Annotated in this window: 2 protein-coding genes (1 of these 2 only partly in view); both read left to right on the top strand. The window is 67.5% G+C overall.

Annotated elements, in window-relative coordinates; all coding sequences use genetic code 11:
• Positions 1-7024 carry the 3' portion of a non-ribosomal peptide synthase/polyketide synthase gene (locus AC6I6U_RS16400; protein WP_497882945.1) on the top strand. The gene continues 15677 nt to the left of window position 1, outside the view, so the window shows 7024 of its 22701 coding nt (coding positions 15678-22701); its start codon lies off the left edge, out of view; the stop codon is at positions 7022-7024.
• Positions 7021-21708, top strand: coding sequence for an amino acid adenylation domain-containing protein (locus tag AC6I6U_RS16405; protein ID WP_497882946.1), 14688 nt, complete (start codon positions 7021-7023; stop codon positions 21706-21708). Before AC6I6U_RS16400 ends, AC6I6U_RS16405 begins: the two co-directional genes overlap by 4 nt.
• Positions 21709-21758 lie beyond the last annotated feature (50 nt).

Raw genomic sequence — 21758 nt, forward strand, 5'->3', positions numbered from 1 at the left:
CCTGGGACGCAACGACAGCCAGGTGAAGATCCGTGGCTTCCGTATCGAACTGGGCGAGATCGAAACCCGCCTGGGCGGCCATCCGCAGGTTCGCGACGTGGCGGTGCTGGTGCGCGAGGTCACGCCGGGGGACAAGCGCCTGGTGGCCTGGTTCACCGCCCGCGATACCAGTGTCACGCTGGACATCGAAGCGTTGCGTGATCACTTGCAAGAGCAGTTGCCGGACTACATGGTGCCGTCGGCCTATGTGCAGCTTGACGCGCTGCCGCTGACTGCCAACGGCAAGCTCGACCGCAAGGCGCTGCCGGTGCCGGACCAGCAGGCGCTGCTCAGCCGGGAGTTCGAGGCCCCGCAAGGCCACGTGGAAATTGCCCTGGCGCAGATCTGGGCCGAGGTGCTCAAGGTCGAGCGGATCGGTCGCCACGATCACTTCTTCGAACTGGGCGGCCACTCGCTGCTGGCGGTTACGCTGATCGAACGCATGCGCCAGGCCGGTCTCAGCGCCGACGTGCGGGTGCTGTTCAGCCAGCCGACCCTGGCGGCGCTCGCGGCGGCGATTGGCAGTGGCCGGGAAGTCGAGGTGCCGCGCAACCTGATCACCCCCGGTTGCCAGCAGCTCACGCCACAGTTGCTGCCGCTGGTGGAACTGGACCAGGCGAGCATCGACCGGATCGTTGCCGGGATTCCCGGTGGCGCGGCCAACGTCCAGGATATCTATCCGCTGGCACCGTTGCAGGAGGGCATTCTCTATCACCACATGAGTGCCGAGCAGGGCGATCCGTACCTGCTGCAATCGCAGATGGCCTTTGACAGTCTGGCGCATCTGCAGGCTTTCACCGGAGCCCTGCAGCAGGTGGTCGACCGTCACGACATCCTGCGCACCAGCGTGCACTGGGAAGGCCTGGAACAACCGGTCCAGGTGGTCCGGCGCGAGGCCGAACTGCCGGTGCAGGAAGTACAGCTCGATCCGGCCGCCGGCGATGCCCTGGCGCAACTGCAAGAGCGCTTTGAAACCCGTCGCTATCGCCTGGACATTCGCCAGGCGCCGCTGATGCAGGTGGTGCATGCCCATGACCCGCTGCAGCAGCGGATCGTCGCGATCCTGATGTTCCATCACCTGGCCCTGGACCACACCGCCATGGCGGTGGTGGTCGAGGAAATGCATGCGTTGCTGCACGGGCAAGCCGACCGGCTGCCGCTGCCGGTGGCCTACCGCAACTATGTGGCCCAGGCGCGCCTGGGTGTCAGCGAGGCGGAGCACGAAGCGTTCTTCCGCGAGATGCTCGGCGATATCGACGAGCCAACACTGCCCTTCGGCTTGCAGGATGTGCAGGGCGATGGCCGCGATATCGAGGAAGCCCCGCTGATGCTGGCCGAGGCCCTGAGCCGGCGCCTGCGCGAGCAGGCCCGCCAGCTTGGGGTCAGCGCGGCGAGCCTGATGCACCTGGCCTGGGGGCGGGTGCTGGCGGCCACGTCCGGCAAGGACACGGTGGTGTTCGGTACGGTGCTGATGGGCCGGATGCAGGGCGGCGAGGGCGCGGACCGGGCCCTGGGCATGTTCATCAATACCTTGCCGTTGCGGGTCGAGGCTGGCGCGGTGGCGGTGCGCGAAGGGGTCAAGGCGACCCATGGGCGGCTGACCGCGCTGCTCGGCCACGAGCATGCCTCCCTGGCCTTGGCCCAACGCTGCAGTGCGGTGGATACGGTGGCGCCGCTGTTCAGCGCCTTGCTCAACTATCGCCACAGCGCCCATGACGAGCTGCCGGCAGACGCTGGCGGCATCTGGCAGGGTATCCACCTGCTGGGCGGCGAGGAGCGCACCAATTACCCACTGACCCTGAGCGTCGATGACCTTGGTGTCGATTTCCGGCTGCGGGTGCTGGCCTCGACCTCGGTCGGCGCGCAGCGCGTGGCCGAGTACATGCAAGGGGCCCTGGAGCAGTTGGCCGATGCCCTGGAACACGATGGCACGACGCTGCTGAACCGCCTGGCGATCCTGCCACCCGCGGAGCGCGAGCAAGTGCTGGTGGCATTCAATGCCAGCGCGGCCGGCTTCCCTCGCGGGCAGACCGTCCATGGCCTGTTCGAGGCCCAGGTCGAGCGCCTGCCGGATTCCCCGGCGGTGGTGCAGGGCAGCGATTCCCTCAGCTACCGCCAGCTCAACCAGCAGGCCAACCAGCTGGCCCATCACCTGCGCAGCCTCGGCGTGCAGCCGGATGATCGGGTGGCGATCAGCGTCCGGCGTGGCCCGCAGATGCTGGTCGGGCTGCTGGCGATTCTCAAGGCCGGTGCCGGTTACGTGCCGGTCGATCCGGCGTTGCCGGGCGAGCGCCTGCGTTATCTGCTCGAAGACAGCGCTCCAGCGGTGCTGCTGACACAGAGCGAGTGGCGCGGGCATCTGCCGGCACTGGCAATCCCGGTGCTGGAACTGGATCGCGCCACCTGGCAGGAGCAGCCGCTCGACAATCCGGCAGCGGGCGGCCTGACCCCGGCAAACCTGGCCTATGTGATCTACACCTCCGGTTCTACCGGCTTGCCGAAGGGCGTGATGGTCGAGCACCGCACCGTCGAGAACCTGGTGCACTGGCACGGCACGGCGTTCGACCTGCGCGCCGGTGGTCACGCCTCCAGTGTCGCCGGCTTCGGTTTCGATGCGATGGCCTGGGAGGTCTGGTCGGCGCTGTGCGTCGGGGCGACCCTGCACCTGCCGCCAGCGGATATCGATCACCAGGAAATCGACCGCCTGCTGGGCTGGTGGCTGGAGCAACCGCTACAGGTGAGCTTCCTCTCCACCCCGGTGGCCGAGTACGCGTTCAGCCGGCAATTGCGCCATCCCACCTTGCGTACGCTGCTGATCGGCGGCGACCGCCTGCGCCAGTTCAACCAGGCTCAGTCTTTCGCGGTGATCAACAACTACGGTCCGACCGAAGCCACGGTGGTCGCGACTTCCGGGCAAATGGCGGCCGGCCAGGTGTTGCATATCGGCAAGCCGATCGCCAATGCCCAGGTCTATCTGCTCGACGAGCAACTGCAACCGGTCCCGGTCGGCGTCGCCGGCGAGCTGTACATCGGTGGTGCCGGGGTCGCACGTGGCTACCTGAACCGCCCGGAAATGACCGCCGAGCGCTTCATCGACAACCCGTTCAGTGTCGAACCGCAGGCTCGCCTGTATCGCACCGGCGACCAGGCGCGTTGGCTGGCCGACGGTAATCTCGACTACCTGGGGCGTAACGACGACCAGTTGAAGATTCGCGGCGTGCGGATCGAACCGGGTGAAATCGAAGCGGCACTGAGCAGCCACGAAGCGGTCACCGAAGCCGTGGTACTGGTGCGCGACGGGCGCCTGGTAGCCTGGTTCACCGCCACCGAGGCGTTGGTTGTCGAAGGCTTGAACAGCTACCTGCACGGCCGCCTGCCGGAGTACATGGTGCCTTCAGCCTATGTGCAACTCGATGCACTGCCGCTGACCGCCAACGGCAAGCTGGACCGCAAGGCGCTACCGGCACCGGACCAGGACGCATTGCTCAGCCGCGTCTTCGAGGCGCCGCAAGGCACTGTCGAGATCACCCTGGCGCAGATCTGGGCCGAGGTGCTCAAGGTCGAGCGGGTGGGGCGTCATGACCACTTCTTCGAACTGGGTGGCCACTCGTTGCTGGCGGTGACGCTGATCGAGCGCATGCGCCAGGTCGGGCTCAACACTGATGTGCGCGTGCTGTTCAGCCAGCCGACCCTGGCCGCGCTGGCGGCAGCGATCGGCAGTGGTCGCGAGGTCCAGGTGCCGGAAAATCGCATCCCCGCCGATTGCCGGCACCTGACCCCGGACCTGCTGCCCCTGATCGACCTCGACCAGGCAAGCCTCGACCGGATCGTCGCCGGGGTTCCCGGCGGCGCGGCCAATGTGCAGGACATCTACCCGCTGGCGCCGCTGCAGGAGGGCATCCTCTATCACCATCTGAGTGCCGAACAGGGCGACCCCTATCTGCTGCAGTCGCAGATGGCCTTCGACAGCCTGGTGCATCTGCAGGCCTTTACCGCTGCCCTGCAGCAGGTGATCGACCGCCACGATATCCTGCGCACCAGCGTGCACTGGGAAGGGCTGGAGCGGCCGGTACAGGTGGTTCGACGGCAGGCGCCGCTGAGTGTGCGGCCGATCGGGTTGCAGGCGGCCGATGGCGACATCCTCGCGCAGTTGCACGCGCGTTTCGATGCCCGCCATTACCGCCTGGATATCCGCCAGGCTCCGCTGGTGGAGCTGGTGTATGCCGAGGATGCCGCACGGCGCCGCATCGTGGCGATCCTGTTGTTCCATCACCTGGCCGTCGACCATACCGCCATGGAAGTGGTGGGCCGGGAAATGCGCGCCTTCATCGAGGGGCGTGCCGAGGCGCTCAGCGCACCGGTGCCGTACCGCAACTACGTGGCCCAGGCACGCCTGGGCGTCAGCGAGGCGGAACACGAGGCCTTCTTCCGCGAGATGCTGGGTGATATCGACGAGCCGACGCTGCCATTCGGCCTGCAGGATGTGCAGGGCGACGGGCGTGCCATCGAGGAAGCCTGGCAGCGCCTGCCGCTCGAATTGAGCACGCGGCTGCGCCAGCAGGCCCGGCAACTCGGGGTCAGTGCCGCGAGCCTGTTCCACCTGGCCTGGGCCCAGGTGCTGGCTGCCGCATCCGGCAAGCAGAGCGTGGTGTTCGGCACCGTGCTGCTGGGACGCATGCAGGGCGGCGAGGGCGCTGATCGCGCGTTGGGCATGTTCATCAACAGCCTGCCGTTGCGGGTCGATATCGATGACACGCCGGTTCGTGCCGGGGTCAAGGCGACCCACGGCCGCCTGACCGCCTTGCTTGGCCACGAGCATGCCTCGCTGGCCCTGGCCCAGCGTTGCAGTGGCGTGGCCGCGGCCTCGCCGCTGTTCAGCGCGATGCTCAACTACCGCCACAGCGATGCCCGGATGTTCGACAACCCGACGCCGGGTGCCTGGAGGGGTATCGAGACCCTGTCCAGCGAGGAACGCACCAACTACCCGTTGAGCCTGAACGTCGATGATCTCGGCGAGGGTTTCAGCATGACCGCGATGACCCCGGCGCGAATTGGCGCGCAGCGGGTCTGCGGCTTCATGCTGACCGCCCTGGCGGGCCTGGTCGACGCCCTGGAGCAGGCGCCGCGCCGAGCGCTGAAGTGCCTGCCGGTGCTGACCGCGCAGGAGCGCCAGCAACTGCTGGTGGACTTCAACGCCACGGCGGTCGACTACAACCTCGAACAGACCCTGCACGGGTTGTTCGAGGCCAGGGTCGAATTGGCGCCACAGGCCCCGGCGGTCAGCGCCGGCGACCAGCACCTGAGCTACGACGAGCTGAACCGGCGCGCCAACCAGTTGGCCCATTACCTGCGCGAGCAGGGCGTAGGGCCTGATACGCGCGTGGCGATCTGTGTCGAGCGTGGCCTGGAAATGGTCGTCGGTCTGCTGGCGATCCTCAAGGCCGGCGGCGCCTATGTGCCGCTGGATCCGGCCTATCCGGCGGAGCGCCTGGCCTACATGCTGGCCGACAGCACGCCGCTGGCGGTGCTGGTCCAGGCCGGCACCCGCGAGCTGCTGGGTGAACTGGCGGTGCCGGTGATCGACCTTGACCGTCGCGACTGGAGCGGGCAGCCGCAAAGCAATCCTCTGGTTGCCGAGTTGAGTCCACGGCACAGTGCGTACGTGATCTACACCTCGGGTTCCACTGGCCAGCCGAAAGGCGTGATCAACGAGCACGCGGCGGTGGTCAACCGCCTGCTGTGGATGCAGGACGAGTACGGCCTGACGCCTGAAGATGCAGTGCTGCAGAAGACCCCGTTCAGCTTCGACGTGTCGGTCTGGGAGTTCTTCTGGACGCTGTTCACCGGCGCGCGCCTGGTGATGGCGCGACCGGAAGGGCACAAGGACCCGGTCTACCTCGGCGAGGTGATCAAGGCCGAGCGGATCAGCACCCTGCACTTCGTGCCGTCGATGCTCGATATCTTCCTGGCCCATGGCGATGTCAGTCGCTGTGCCAGCGTCAAGCGGGTGATCTGCAGCGGCGAAGCGCTGCCAGGCAGCGTGGTGCGTCGGTTCAAGGCGCAACTGCCACAGGCCGGGCTGCACAACCTCTACGGCCCGACCGAGGCAGCGGTGGACGTGACGGCGTGGAACTGCGCCGGCCCGATCGAGCAGACCCCGGACAATACGCCGATCGGCAAGCCGATCGCCAACACCCGCATGTACCTGCTGGATGCGCAGATGCAGCCGGTGCCGCTGGGGGTGGTTGGCGAGCTGTACATTGGCGGCGTGCAGGTGGCCCGTGGCTACCTGAACCGTGCCGAGCTGACGGCCGAACGCTTCCTCAAGGACCCGTTCAGCCCGCAGGCCGAGGCGCGGATGTACCGCACCGGCGACGTCGCCCGCTACCTGGCGGACGGCAATATCGAGTACCTCGGGCGCAACGATGACCAGGTGAAGATCCGCGGCCTGCGCATCGAACTGGGCGAGATCCAGGCACGCCTGACCGCCTTCCCGGCGGTGCAGGAAGCAGTGGTGGTCGCCCGCGAGGATGTGCCAGGCGACAAGCGCCTGGTGGCCTACTACACGGCGACCGAACACCAGGAGATCGACGCCTTGCGCGCCCATCTGCTGGAACAGTTGCCGGATTACATGGTCCCGGCGCTGTTCGTGCACCTGGCCGCTTTGCCGCTGAGCCCCAACGGCAAGCTCGACCGCAAGGCGCTGCCTGCGCCGGATCACGCAGCCCTGACGGCCCGCGAGTATGAAGCGCCGGTAGGCGACACCGAAATATTGATGGCCCGGCTCTGGGCGGAGTTGCTCAATGTCGAGCGCGTGGGTCGCCACGACAACTTCTTCGAGCTGGGCGGGCATTCGCTGCTGGCCGTCAGCCTGATAGGCCGTCTGCACCAGGAAGGCATGGAAGCCGACATGAGGGCGCTGTTCGAACAACCGACGTTGTCCGGATACGCCGCAATTACCGAAAAAATGGAGATCGCCTTGTGAACGTGACGCAACTGTTGGCCACATTGAAGGCCAAGGGCATCCAACTGGCTGTCAGGGACGATCAACTGATCGTGCAGGGTAACAAGCAGGCGTTGACCGAACCCGAATTGATCGCCCGCTTGCGTGAGTACAAGCCGGTGCTGATCGAGATGATCCGCGATGGTTCCTATGCGCCTTCGGTGAGCGGCCAGGTGGCGGTACCGGCCAACGGCATTGCCGTCGATACCCACCGGATCACACCACAGATGCTGCCGCTGGCGAGTCTGAGCCAGGAGCAGATCGACCGGATCGTCGCGACGGTGCCCGGTGGCGTGGCCAACGTGCAGGACATCTACCCGCTGGCACCGTTGCAGGAAGGCATCCTGTTCCATCACGTCAGCGCGACCCAGGGCGATCCCTATGTCATGCAGTCGCAGTTCGCCTTCGCCGACGAGGAACGCCTGGGGGCGTTCGCGCTGGCCCTGCAGAAGGTCATCGACCGTCACGACATTCTGCGCACCGCGGTGCTCTGGGAGGGGCTGGAAAGTCCGGTGCAGGTAGTCTGGCGCAAGGCCGAGCTGGTGGTGCAGGAAGAGCGTCTCGACCCGCGCGACGGCGAAGTGCTGCAGCAGTTGCATGAGCGTTTCGATGGCCGCCACTATCGCCTCGACGTCACACGTGCGCCGCTGATTCGTCTGGTCCATGCCCGCGACGAAGCGGCGGGACGGCTGGTGGCCATGCTGCTGTTCCATCACATGGCCCTGGACCACAGCGCGCTGGATGTGGTGCGGCACGAGATGAGCGCATTCCTGCAGGGGCAGGGCGCGCAACTGGGCACGCCGGTGCCGTTTCGCAACTACGTGGCCCAGGCGCGGCTGGGCACCAGCCAGGCCGAGCACGAAGGGTTCTTCCGCGAGATGCTGGCGGACATCGATGAACCGACCCTGCCGTTCGGCCTGCAGGATGTGCAGGGCGACGGCACGGCGATCGCCGAGTTCGACCTGCCGTTGGAACCGGGCCTGAGCCAGCGCCTGCGGGGCCTGGCGCGGCAGCAGGGGGCGAGTGTCGCCAGCCTGTTCCACCTCGCCTGGGGCCAGGTGCTGGCGGCGCTGGCGGGCAAGCGCAGCGTGGTTTTCGGCACGGTGCTGATGGGCCGCATGCAGGGCGGTGGCGACGGCGACCGGGCACTGGGTATCTTCATCAATACCTTGCCGGTGCGGGTGGATATTGGCGGCCTGACCGTACAGGCCGGGGTTCGCGCGACCCAGGCCCGGCTCACCGCGCTGATGCGCCACGAACATGCGCCGCTGGCGCTGGCCCAGCGTTGCAGCGGCGTGCAGGTGCCGACGCCGCTGTTCAGTGCGCTGCTCAACTATCGGCACAACAGCGTTGCCGCCAGCGCCGGCGGTGTGTCGGCCTGGCAGGGCATCACGCCGCTCAGTTCCGAGGAACGCACCAACTATCCGCTGACCCTGAGCATCGACGACCTCGGCGAGGACTTTCGCCTGGCCCTGCTGGCGAGTACGGAGGTCGACGGGCAACGGGTCTGCGACTACATGCGCACTGCCCTGGAACAACTGGTGCAGGCCTTGGAGCAGAGCCCGCAGGCGCTGCTGGAGCAGTTGTCGATCCTGCCCGAGGCTGAGCGCGAGTTGCTGCTCGAAGGCTTCAACGCCCATCGTGCCGACTACCCGCAAGGGCTGACGCTGCACCAGCGCATCGCCGCCCGCGCCGCCGAGCAACCGCAGGCGCTGGCCGCGGTATGCCTGGGGCAGCAACTGACTTATGCCGAGCTGGACCGGCAGGCCAATGTTCTCGCCCACCACCTGGGCGAGCTGGGCGTGTGTCCCGATGACCGCGTGGCGATCGTTGCCCGGCGCGGACTCGACACCCTGGTGGGGCTGCTGGCGATCCTCAAGGCCGGTGCCGGCTACGTGCCGATCGACCCGGCCCACCCGGCTGAACGCCTGCGCTACCTGCTCGACGACAGCGCCCCGGTCGCGGTATTGACCCAGGACGACCTGCTGGTGCGCCTGCCGGCGCTGGCGGTACCGGTGATCAACCTCGACAAGCCGTTCTGGCAGGAACACACCGTCGCCAATCCGCAACTGCCAAGTCCCGATCCACGGCACCTGGCCTATGTGATCTACACCTCCGGCTCCACCGGCCTGCCCAAGGGGGTCATGGTCGAGCACCAGACCCTGTCCAACCTGGTCGACTGGCATTGCGCGGCCTTCGACCTGTGCCCGGGCCGGCACACTTCAAGCGTCGCCGGCTTCGGCTTCGATGCCATGGCCTGGGAAGTCTGGCCGGCCCTGTGCGCCGGCGCGACCCTGCATCTGCCGCCAGCGGTCGCCGGTGGCGAGGACGTCGACGTACTGCTGGCCTGGTGGCGTGGGCAACCTCTGGATGTGAGCTTCCTGCCGACGCCGATTGCCGAACACGCGTTCAGCCTGAACCTTGAGCATCCGACCCTGCGAACCCTGCTGATCGGCGGTGATCGGCTGCGGCAGTTCAACCGCAACCAGCGCTTCGAGGTGATCAACAACTATGGCCCGACCGAAACCACGGTGGTCGCCACCTCCGGGCGGGTCGAGGCCGGGCAGTCCCTGCACATTGGCCAGCCGATGAGCAATGCGCGGGTCTACCTGCTCGATGCACAACAACGCCCGGTGCCGCTGGGCGTGGCCGGTGAGTTGTATGTCGGCGGTGCCGGCGTGGCGCGAGGCTACCTGAATCGCCCGGAACTGACCGCCGAGCGTTTCCTGCGCGACCCGTTCAGCGGCGAGCCGCAGGCGCGCATGTATCGCACTGGCGACCTGGCGCGCTGGCGCGAGGACGGCACGCTCGAATATCTGGGGCGTAACGACGACCAGGTGAAGATCCGCGGCATGCGCATCGAGCTGGGTGAGATCGAAGCCCGCCTGAACCAACTGGCCGGTATCCAGGAGGCGGTGGTCGTGGCCCGTGAGGATCAGCCAGGGCAGACGCGGCTGGTGGCCTACTTCACCGGACAGGACCAGGTCGAGCCGCTGGAAACTGGCGAATTGCGCGCCTGGTTGCAGGCGCACCTGCCCGACTACATGGTGCCGGCGGCCTACGTGAAGCTGGCGGCGTTGCCGTTGACGGCCAACGGCAAGCTCGATCGCCGCGCCTTGCCCAAGCCCGAGCTGGAGGCGTTGTTCAGCCGCGAGTACGAGGCGCCGGAGGGCGAACTGGAAACCACCCTGGCGCAGATCTGGAGTGAGGTGCTGCAGGTCGAGCGGGTGGGGCGGCGTGATCATTTCTTCGAATTGGGCGGGCATTCCCTGCTCGCCATGCGCATGGTGGCCCAGGTCCGCCAGCGCCTGGGGGTGGAACTGGTGCTGGCCGAGCTGTTCGCCAATGCCGAACTGGCGGCCGTGGCCCAGGTCCTTGGCCAGGCCGCGCGCAGTGATTTGCCGCAGATCCTCGCGGTGCCGCGTGAGGACGGCCTGCCGCTGTCCTTCGCCCAGCAGCGGCTGTGGTTCCTGGCGCAGATGGGTGCCGCCAGCAGTGCCTATAACATTCCCGTCGGCCTCGGCCTGCGTGGTCCGCTGGACAGCGCCGCGTTGCAGCGGGCGCTGGTGCGCATCGTCGAGCGGCATGAAACCCTGCGCAGCCGTTTCGTCCTGCACGGTGATGAGCCGCGAGTGGAGATTGCGCCGCCCGAACAGGGCCTGCTGTTCGAGATCGAAGACCTGCGCGGGGCGGCGGATGCCCAAGGCAGCCTGCAGGCGCGCCTGCGCGAGGAAAGCGCGGCACCCTTCGACCTGCAACTGGGCCCGCTGATACGCGGGCGCCTGCTGCGCCTGGCCGAGCAGCACCATGTGTTGCTGCTGACCCTGCACCATATCGTCTCCGATGGCTGGTCGATGGGCGTGCTGACCCGCGAACTGATGGCGCTCTACGAAGCCTTCCGCCATGACCAGGCGGATCCGCTGCCGCCGCTGGCGGTGCAATATGGCGACTTCGCCGTGTGGCAACGGCGCTGGCTCGATGGCGAGTTGCTGCAGCAGCAGAGTCGCTACTGGCAGCAGGCGCTGGCCGGTGCCCCGGCCTTGCTGATGGTGCCGACCGACCGGCCACGTCCGGCGCGCCAGGACTATGCCGGCGCCAGTGTCGCCTTCGAGCTGGATGAACGCCTGAGTGCCGCGATCAAAGCCCTCGGCCAGCGTCACGGCATCACCCCCTACATGACCCTGCTGGCGGCCTGGGCCGTGCTGCTCGGGCGTTTGAGCGGGCAGCACGACCTGGTGATCGGCTCGCCGGTGGCCAACCGTCAGCGCGCCGAGGTGGAGAGGCTGGTCGGCCTGTTCGTCAACACCCTGGCGATTCGTCTCGACGTGTCGCCGCAACAGAGCGTCGAGGCGTTGCTGGCCCAGGTCCGCGAGCGGGCGCTGCAGGCCCAGGCCCACCAGGACCTGCCGTTCGAGCAAGTGGTGGAACTGACCCGGCCGCAACGCAGCCTGGCCCACAGCCCGTTGTTCCAGAGCATGTTCTCCTGGCAGAACCACGATGAACCGGCATTGCAGCTCGGTGACCTGCAGTTGGAAGGGCTGTCCGGCAGCGGCCAGTTCGCCAAGTTCGACCTGGCGCTGGACCTGGGCGATGCCGGTACGCACCTGGCCGGTTCGCTGACCTATGCCACGGCGTTGTTCGACGCCGGCACCATCGAGCGTTATGTCGGTTACCTGCGTTGTGTGTTGCAGGCGATGGTCGACAACGACCAGGCCAGCCTGGGGCAGGCCAACCTGCTCGATGACAGCCAGCGCGTGCAGTTGCTGGAAGGTTTCAATGCCAGCCAGGTCGATTACCCGCGCGGGCACACCCTGCACGGGCTGTTCGAGGACCAGGTCGTGCGGACACCGCAGGCCATCGCCGTGCAGATGGATGGGCAGGCGCTGAGCTACCGTGAACTCAACCGCCAGGCCAACCAGCTCGCCCATCACCTGCGGGCGCTGGGTGTGCAGGCGGATGAGCGGGTGGCGATCTGTGTCCGCCGCAGCCCGCAGATGCTGGTGGGCCTGTTGGCGATCCTCAAGGCCGGTGGCGCCTATGTGCCGATCGACCCGGCCCATCCCCAGGAGCGCATCCGCTACCTGCTGGAGGACAGCGCGCCACGGGCGGTGCTGGTCCAGGGCGATACCCGCGAACTGCCCGGCCAACTGGATGTGCCGCTGATCGATCTCGACTTGCCGGGCTGGCAGCAGCAGTCCGAGACCGATCCGCAGGTCGCGGGGCTGGACGCCCGCCATCTCGCCTATGTGATCTACACCTCCGGCTCGACGGGGTTGCCGAAGGGGGTGATGGTCGAACATGCCACCCTGGAGAACCTGGTGCATTGGCATTGCGCGGCTTTCGACCTGGGGCCGGGCAGCCATACCGCCAGTGTCGCCGGGGTCGGTTTCGATGCCATGGCCTGGGAGGTCTGGCCGGCCCTGTGCGTGGGTGCGACCCTGCACCTGCCACCGGCACGCCTGGGCAGTGGCGAACTGGATGGCCTGCTCGACTGGTGGCGGGCCCAGCCGTTGCAGGTGTGTTTCCTGCCGACACCGGTGGCCGAGTATGCCTTTGGCCAGGGTGGTGGCCATCCGACCCTGCGCACGCTGCTGGTCGGCGGTGACCGGCTGCGGCAGTTCGCCGAGGAGCCGGGGTTTGCCGTGATCAACAACTATGGTCCGACCGAGGCCACGGTGGTCGCCACCTCCGGGCGGGTCGAGGTTGGCCAGGTGCTGCACATCGGCCGGCCGATCGCCAATGCGCGGATCTACCTGCTGGACGAGCAATTGCGACCGGTACCGGTGGGGGTGGCCGGGGAGTTGTATGTCGGCGGAGCCGGCGTGGCGCGAGGCTACCTGCACCGTCCGGAACTGACCGCCGAGCGTTTCCTCGACGATCCGTTCAGCACGGCGCCGCAGGCGCGCATGTACCGTACCGGCGACCTGGCGCGCTGGCGCACCGACGGCACCCTGGAGTACCTGGGGCGTAACGACGACCAGGTGAAGATTCGTGGCGTGCGGATCGAGCTGGGCGAGATCGAGGCCAGCCTCAACCGTGTCCCCGGCGTGCGCGAGGCGGTGGTGCTGGCGCGTGAGGACGAGCCCGGCCAGGTGCGCCTGGTGGCCTATCTCACGGAAACCGTGGCGGGTGTGTTGCCCGAGCCCGGTGAATTGCGTGCCCGGTTGGCGACGCAGTTGCCGGAATACATGCTGCCCGTGGCTTATGTGCGACTGGAGGCGCTGCCACTGACCGCCAACGGCAAGCTCGATCGCCGGGCGCTGCCTCAGCCGGCGCTGGAGGCGTTGTCGCAGCGCGACTATCAGGCGCCCGAAGGCGAACTGGAAAACAGCCTGGCGCGAATCTGGGGCGAACTGCTGCAGGTCGAGCGGGTCGGGCGCCAGGATCATTTCTTCGAACTGGGTGGCCACTCGTTGCTGGCGATGCGCATGGTGTCCCAGGTGCGCCTGCAACTGCAGCGCGAGCTGCCCTTGGGCGAACTGTTCGCCAATCCCGAGCTGGCGGCGGTGGCGCGCTTCCTCCAGAGCGATGCGCAGACCAGCCTGCCGGGTATCGTCGCGGCCCCTCGCGACGGTGCCTTGCCGCTGTCGTTCGCCCAGCAACGGCTGTGGTTCCTGGCCCAGATGGAAGGCGCCAGCAGCGCCTACAACATTCCGATCGCCCTGCGCCTGCGCGGAGAGCTGGATGGGGCGGCGCTGCAACAGGCGCTGGCGACGATCGTCGCGCGTCACGAAACCCTGCGCAGCCGCTTTGTCGAGCGCGACGAAACAGCCCAGGTGCTGATTGCCCCGGTCGAGGCCGGCCCGCTCCTGCAGGTCGAGGACCTGCGCCAGCATCCACAGGCAGACACGGCCGTGGACGGCTTGATCCGCGACGAGGCCCAGGGCCCGTTCGACCTGGCGCACGGGCCACTGATCCGTGGCCGGTTGCTGATCCTCGGTGAGGATCAGCACGTGTTGCTGTTGACCCTGCATCACATCATCTCCGATGGCTGGTCGATGGACGTGCTGACCCGCGAGCTGGCGACGCTCTATACCGCCTTCCGTCGCGGCGAGAGCGATCCGCTGCCGCCGCTGGCGTTGCAGTACGCCGACTTCGCCGTCTGGCAGCGGCAGTGGTTGCGCGACGAGGTGCTGGCGCGGCAGCACACCTATTGGCAGCAGGCCCTGGGCGGCGCACCCGCGCTGCTGATGCTGCCCACGGACCGGCCGCGTCCGGTGCGCCAGGACTATGCCGGGGGCACTGTCGAGATCCACCTCGACGAGTCGTTGAGCGCGGGGCTCAAGGCACTCGGCCAACGCCATGGGTTGACGCTGTACATGACGATGATGGCCGGCTGGGGGCTGTTGCTCAGTCGCCTGGCCGGGCAGGACGAGGTCGTCATCGGTTCGCCGGTCGCCAACCGCCAGGGCGTGGAGGTCGAGGGCTTGATCGGCCTGTTCGTCAATACCCTGGCGATTCGCCTGGATGTGGCCGGCGCCGTGAGTGTCGCCGGTCTGCTGGCGCAGGTCCGCCAGCGCACACTTGAGGCCCAGGCCCATCAGGACCTGCCGTTCGAACAGGTAGTGGAGCTGATCCGTCCGGCGCGCAGCCTGGCCCACAGCCCGTTGTTCCAGACCCTGTTGACCTGGCAGGCGGGCGGCAACGCCGCAGCGGTGCTGGGTGACCTGCAACTGGAAGGGATCGCTGCACCGGGGCATTTCGCCAAGTTCGACCTGTCCCTGGACCTGGGCGAGGTGCAGGGCTGCATCAGCGGCGGGCTCGGCTACGCGACGGCGCTGTTCGACGAGTCGACGATGCGGCGTTATGCCGGCTATTTCGAGCGGGTGTTGCGGGCCATGGTCGCCGATGACCAGGCCGTACTGGCACGGATCGACCTGCTGGACCCGAGCGAACGCCAGCAACTGCTGGTTGATTTCAATGCCACCGAAACCGGCTACAACCTCGAGCAGACCCTCCACGGCCTGTTCCAGGACCAGGTCGAGTGGGCACCGGAAGCGTTGGCGCTGCAGGCGGGCGAGCAACGTCTGACCTACCGGGCACTGAACCAGCGTGCCAATCAGTTGGCCCACTACCTGCGCGAACAGGGCGTGGGGCCGGATGCGCGAGTGGCGATCTGTGTCGAACGTGGCCTGGACATGGTCGTCGGTCTGTTGGCGATCCTCAAGGCGGGCGGGGCCTACGTGCCGCTGGATCCGACCTATCCGCTGGAGCGCATCGCCTACATGCTGCAGGACAGCGCACCGGCCGTGGTGCTGGTACAGGGGGCGACCCGCGAGCTGCTGGGCGAGGTGTCGGTGCCGGTGATCGACCTGGACCACAATACCTGGCACGACCGCTCTGTGAACAATCCGTGGCTGCAAGCGCTGACACCACGGCACAGTGCCTATGTAATCTATACCTCCGGCTCCACCGGCCAGCCCAAGGGCGTGATCAACGAGCATGCGGCGGTGGTCAACCGCCTGCTGTGGATGCAGGACGAGTACGGCCTGACGTCGGAGGACGCGGTGCTGCAGAAGACCCCGTTCAGCTTCGACGTGTCGGTGTGGGAGTTCTTCTGGCCGCTGTTCACCGGCGCGCGCCTGATCATGGCGCGCCCCGAAGGGCACAAGGACCCGCTGTACCTGAGCGAAGTGATCGAGGCGGAGCAGATCACCACCTTGCACTTCGTGCCGTCGATGCTCGATGTGTTCCTGGCCCACGGCGATGTCGAACGTTGTGCCAGCGTGAAGCGGGTCATGTGCAGCGGCGAAGCCCTTCCAGGCAGCGTGGTGCGTCGTTTCAAGGCGCAGTTGCCAGAGGCCGGGTTGTACAACCTGTATGGCCCGACCGAAGCGGCCGTGGACGTGACGGCGTGGAACTGCGCCGGCCCGCTGGAACAGACTCCGGACAACACGCCGATCGGCAAGCCGATCGCCAATACCCGAATGTACCTGCTCGACGGGCAGATGCAGCCGGTGCCGCTGGGCGTGGTCGGCGAGCTGTACATCGGCGGCGTGCAGGTGGCGCGCGGTTACCTGAACCGTGCCGAACTGACCGCCGAACGCTTCCTGGAGGATCCGTTCAATCCGGCTGCCGGGGCCCGCATGTACCGAACGGGCGACGTCGGCCGTTACCTGGCGGACGGCAACATCGAGTACCTGGGACGTAACGACGACCAGGTGAAGATCCGCGGCCTGCGCATCGAACTGGGCGAGATCCAGGCGCGCCTGATCGCCTTCCCGGCGGTGCAGGAAGCGGTGGTGGTCGCTCGCGAGGATGTTCCCGGTGACAAGCGTCTGGTGGCCTACTACACCGCCGTTGAGCCCCAGGTGATCGACGCCTTGCGCGCTCATCTGCTGGAGCAGTTGCCGGACTACATGGTGCCGATGCTGTTCGTGCACCTGGCCGCGCTGCCGCTGAGCCCCAACGGCAAGCTCGATCGCAAGGCGCTGCCGGCGCCGGATCACGCGGCCCTGGCCGCCCGCCAATACGAAGCGCCGCAGGGCGACACTGAAATATTGATGGCCCGGCTCTGGGCCGAGTTGCTCAAGGTCGAGCAGGTGGGGCGCCACGACAACTTCTTCGAGCTGGGCGGGCATTCGCTGCTGGCGGTGAGCCTGATCGGCCGCATGCGCCGGCTTGGCCTGTCGGCCGATGTGCGCGTGCTGTTCGGCCAGCCGAGCCTGGCTGCGTTTGTCGCCAGCCTCGGTACGGGGCGCGAGATCGAAATTCCGGCCAACCGCATCCATCCCGGTGCCCAGCCGATCACGCCGGATGACCTGCCGCTGGTGAACCTGGAGCAGGCGGCCATCGACCGGATCGTCGCCAGCGTTCCGGGCGGCCGTGCCAACGTGCAGGATATCTACCCGCTGGCGCCGTTGCAGGCGGGGATTCTCTATCATCACCTGGCCGCCAGCGAAGGCGATCCGTATCTGTTGCAGGCGCAATTCGCCTTTGCCAGTCCCGAGCGCCTGGACGCCTTCAGCCAGGCGCTGGGGCAGGTGATCGCACGCAATGACATCCTGCGCAGCGCGGTCCTCTGGGACGGCCTGCCGCAGCCTCTGCAAGTGGTGCTGCGCGAGGCACCGCTGGTGTGCGAGGCGGTGTCGCTGGAACCAGCGGATGGCGACGTGGCCAGCCGGTTGCTGGCCCGCTTCGATACCCGCCATTATCGCCTGGACATCACCCGCGCGCCGCTGCTGCGGCTGGTGCACTGCGCCGACCCGGCCAATGGCCGGATCATCGGCCTGTTGTTGTTCCATCACCTGGTGATGGACCACGTCGCGCTGGACGTGCTGCAGCAGGAGTTGCAGGCCTGCCTGCTCGGCCATGGCGAACGGTTGGGCGCCGCCGTGCCTTACCGCAACTACGTGGCCCAGGCCCGCCTGGGGATCAGCGAGCAGGAGCACGAAGCGTTCTTCCGCGAGCAGTTGGGCGATATCGACGAACCGACCTTGCCGTTCGGCTTGCGGGAGGTGCAGGGCAATGGTGCGGGCGTCGAGGAGCGCCAGCGTCCGGTCGACCCGGCGTTGAGTCGGCGCCTGCGCCAGCAGGCGCGGCAACTGGGAGTGAGTGCCGCGAGCCTGATGCACCTGGCCTGGGCGCGACTGCTGGGCGCGGCCGCGGCCCGCGAGCAGGTGGTGTTCGGCACTGTGCTGCTCGGACGCCTGCAGGGCGGCGAGGGCGCCGAGCGGGCCCTGGGGGTCTTTATCAACACCTTGCCGTTGCGCGTCGACATCGATGAGCGACCGGTGCGTGAGGCCTTGCAGGCCACCCACGGGCGACTGGCCCGGCTGCTGGCCCATGAGCATGCGCCGCTGGCGCTGATGCAGCGCTGCAGCGGCGTGGCCGCCGGCACGCCGTTGTTCAGCGCCTTGCTCAACTACCGGCACGGCGCCGGGGCACAGACCGCGGCGGATGAAACACGGGACGCCTGGCAGGGCATCCAGTTGCTCAAGGCCGAGGAGCGTACCAACTACCTGCTGACCCTCAGTGTCGACGACCTCGGCGAGGATTTCGCGCTGACGGCGCTGGCGCCGGCGGATATCGGGGCGCAGCGTGTCTGCGACCTGATGCACGCGGTGTTGGAGAACCTGGCACAGGCCCTGGAACAGCAGCCGACTCTGCCGATCGGACAACTGCCGGTACTGCCGAGCGACCAGCGTCGGCAATTGCTGGAAGGGTTCAACGCGACAACGCGCGCCTATCCGCACCAGCAGACCGTACACCAGTTGTTCGAAGCTCAGGTCACGGGCCGTCCTGACGCGTTGGCCGTGGTGCATGGGGCGCAGACCCTCAGCTACCAGGCCTTGAACAACCGGGCCAACCAGTTGGCCCATCACTTGCTCGCCCTCGGCGTGGCACCGGGGGATGCGGTGGCGATCCTGCTGGAGCGCTCGGTGGACCTGCTGGCCAGCCAGTTGGCGGTCAGCAAGTGCGCAGCGGTGTATGTGCCGCTGGATATCCATGCACCGGTCGAGCGCCAGCGCTTCATGCTCGAAGACAGCCGGGCCGTGGTGCTGCTGACCCACGGTGACGAACTGGCCGACCTCGCACTGGCCCGGGTCGAGCTGGACAGCCTCGCCCTTGACTGGCGGCCACGGCACAATCCGCAGCTGGTGCAATCGGCCGAGACGGTCGCCTACCTGATGTACACCTCCGGCTCCACCGGGACGCCCAAGGGCGTGCTGGTGCCGCACCGGGCGATCACGCGGTTGGTAATCAACAACGGCTACGCCGATTTCAACGAACACGACCGAGTGGCCTTCGCCTCCAACCCGGCGTTTGACGCCAGCACCCTGGAAGTCTGGGCGCCGTTGCTCAACGGCGGTTGCGTGGTGGTGGTCGACCAGGGCGACCTGCTGTCGCGCGATGTGCTGGGGGCGTTGTTGCTGGAACAGGCCGTCAGCGTGCTGTGGATGACCGCCGGCCTGTTCCAGCAGTACGCCGACGGTCTGATGGACGCCTTCCGTGGCCTGCGCTACCTGATGGTGGGGGGCGATGTCCTCGACCCGGCCGTGATCGAACGGGTACTCAGGCAGGGGGCGCCCCGGCATCTGCTCAATGGCTACGGTCCGACCGAAGCCACGACCTTCTCGACCACCTTCGAAATCACCACGGTGGCCGAGGGCAGCCTGCCGATCGGCCGGCCGATCGGCAACGCCCGCGCCTACGTGCTGGACGCCTGGCAGCAACTGGTGCCGGTGGGTGTGGTCGGTGAGCTGTATGTCGGCGGGGCGGGCGTGGCGAAGGGTTACCTGAACCAGCCGGAGCTGACGGCGGAGAAATTTCTCGTCGATCCGTTCAACCCGGTGCCGGACCGCCTGATGTACCGCACGGGTGACCTGGTGCGCTGGCGTGCCGATGGCAGCCTCGAATACCTCGGGCGCAACGACAGTCAGGTGAAGATCCGTGGTTTCCGGATCGAGCTGGGCGAGATCGAGACCCGCCTGGGGCGGCATCCGCAGGTGCGCGAGGTGGCGGTGCTGGTGCATGAGCTGGCGCCGGGCGACAAGCGCCTGGTGGCCTACTTCACGACGGTCGGGGAAGGCGTGGCGCCGGAGGTCGAGGCACTGCGCAGCCACCTGCTGGGGCAGTTGCCGGACTACATGGTGCCGTCTGCCTATGTGCAACTGCCGATGCTGCCACTGACCGCCAATGGTAAGCTGGATCGCAAGGCGCTGCCGGTGCCGCTCATCAAGGATTTCGCCAGTCGGGCCTATGTGGCGCCGGCAAATGCCCTCGAACAGACCCTGGCGCAAGGGTGGGGCGATGTACTCAAGGTCGAGCGGGTCGGCCGGCACGACAACTTTTTCGAGTTGGGTGGTCACTCGCTGCTGGCCATCCGGCTGGTCAACCGGCTGGAGCAGGCCGGGCTGTCGGTGTCGCTGGCCGAGTTGTTCCAGCATGCCAGCGTCGAGTCGCTGGCCACCTTGCTTGAACAGCGGGGCGACGCACCGACCGGCGACGAAGAGGTGATCACCGTGCGGGCTGGTGGTAGCCAGCCAGCGCTGTTCCTGGTGCACGAATTCAGTGGCGCGGATGCCTATTTCCCGGCGCTGGGCCAACACCTGCCGGGTGACTACCCGATCTATGGCCTGCCGGGCATCGCCCTCGGCCAGCCACAACTGCGCACCCTGGAATGCCTGGCGGCGCGGTTGGTGGAACTGATCCGGACAGTGCAGCCGCAAGGGCCGTATCGCCTGGCCGGCTGGTCGTTCGGTGGCGTGCTGGCCTACGAGGTCGCCATCCAGTTGCTGGGCCAGGACCAGTCGGTGCAGTTCCTCGGCCTGCTCGACAGCTATGTGCCGCGGCTGACCGACCAGGGCAAGGCGCGCTGGGCCGGCGAGGCGGCGCACAAGCGCCACCTGTTGCTGCAATGCTCCGCCTGGTTCAGCGCCGAAGGGCCGGCGGGCAGCGAAGCGCTGGCGCAACTGCGGCAGTTGGAGGCGGACCACGCGCGCTTCGACTTCGACGCGTTGCTGGAGCATTGCCGTGAACGGCAGTTGCTGCCGAGCAGCTTGGGCGCGGCGTCTGCCCAGGAGCTGTGGCAGTACCTCGACCGCGAGGTGGCCCATGGGCACGCGCTGGCCCATTACCGCGTGCACCCGATCGGCATGCCGGTGCACCTGTTCCGGGCCAGCGAACGCACCAGCGAGCTGGCGCGGCGCAGCGAGTCGCTGGGCTGGGAGACTGCATTGGGCAGCGGCGAGCTGCGTCGTATCGAGGTGCCGGGGGATCACCTGGGCATGATGCAGGCACCGCACGTCCAGGTGCTCGGCCAGTTGATCGGCCAGGCCCTGGAACGGGCACAAGCGGCCTCGGCTGCCGTGCACCAGCCGTTGCTGACGATTCAGCGCGGGCGTGACGGGCACACCCCGATCTTCTGTGTGCCGGGTGCCGGGGACAGTGTCACCGGTTTCATCGGCCTCACCGATGCCCTCGGCCCGGATTGGCCGGTGATTGGCCTGCAACCCCGTGGACTGGATGGCGAGTCGGTGCCCCACAGCCGTGTCGAGAGCGCTGCGGCGTTTTACCTGCAGGCGCTGGAGCAGGCCTGCCCGGAGGGGCCGGTGCATTTGGTCGGGCACTCCTTCGGTGGCTGGGTGGCATTCGAAATGGCCACCCAACTGCAGGCGGCTGGCCGCGAGGTGGCTTCGCTGACGTTGATCGACAGCGAATCGCCGGGTGGCAACAGCGTGATCGGCAAGCCCTACACCACCACCGAGGCCCTGCAACGGCTGGTCGAGGCGATGCAACTGGCCTCGGGCAAGTCCTTGGGCATCGACGCCGAGGCCTTCGCCGAACAGGACGACAACCACCAACTGGCGCAACTACACGCCGGCATGGTCCGGGTCGGCCTGCTCTCGGCACGGGCGGCCCCGCAGGCAATGCATGGGCCGGCGCGGACCTTCGCCAGTGCGCTGCGTACCGTCTATCGGCCCGCACGTCGTTTCGAGGGGCGGGTCAGCCTGGTACTGGCCGACGACCCGCGCCTGGACGCGACCGGCAACCTGCGTGAGCAGGAGGCGATGATCGCCGGCTGGAACGGGCAGGTGGACGAGCTGACGGTGTGGTACGGCCCCGGCAACCATTTCAGCCTGCTCAAGGCGCCTGCTGTCGGTCACCTGGTGGCCTGGTGGCTGGGCATGTTGCCGGCTGCCGTCGAGGCGGGGGTGTCGTGAGACGCCCCTTGCTGCGGTTCGATTTCAAGTCTTTCTCAAGGTATTGATGG

Source organism: Pseudomonas sp. UTLPPB19802, assembly GCF_059730225.1.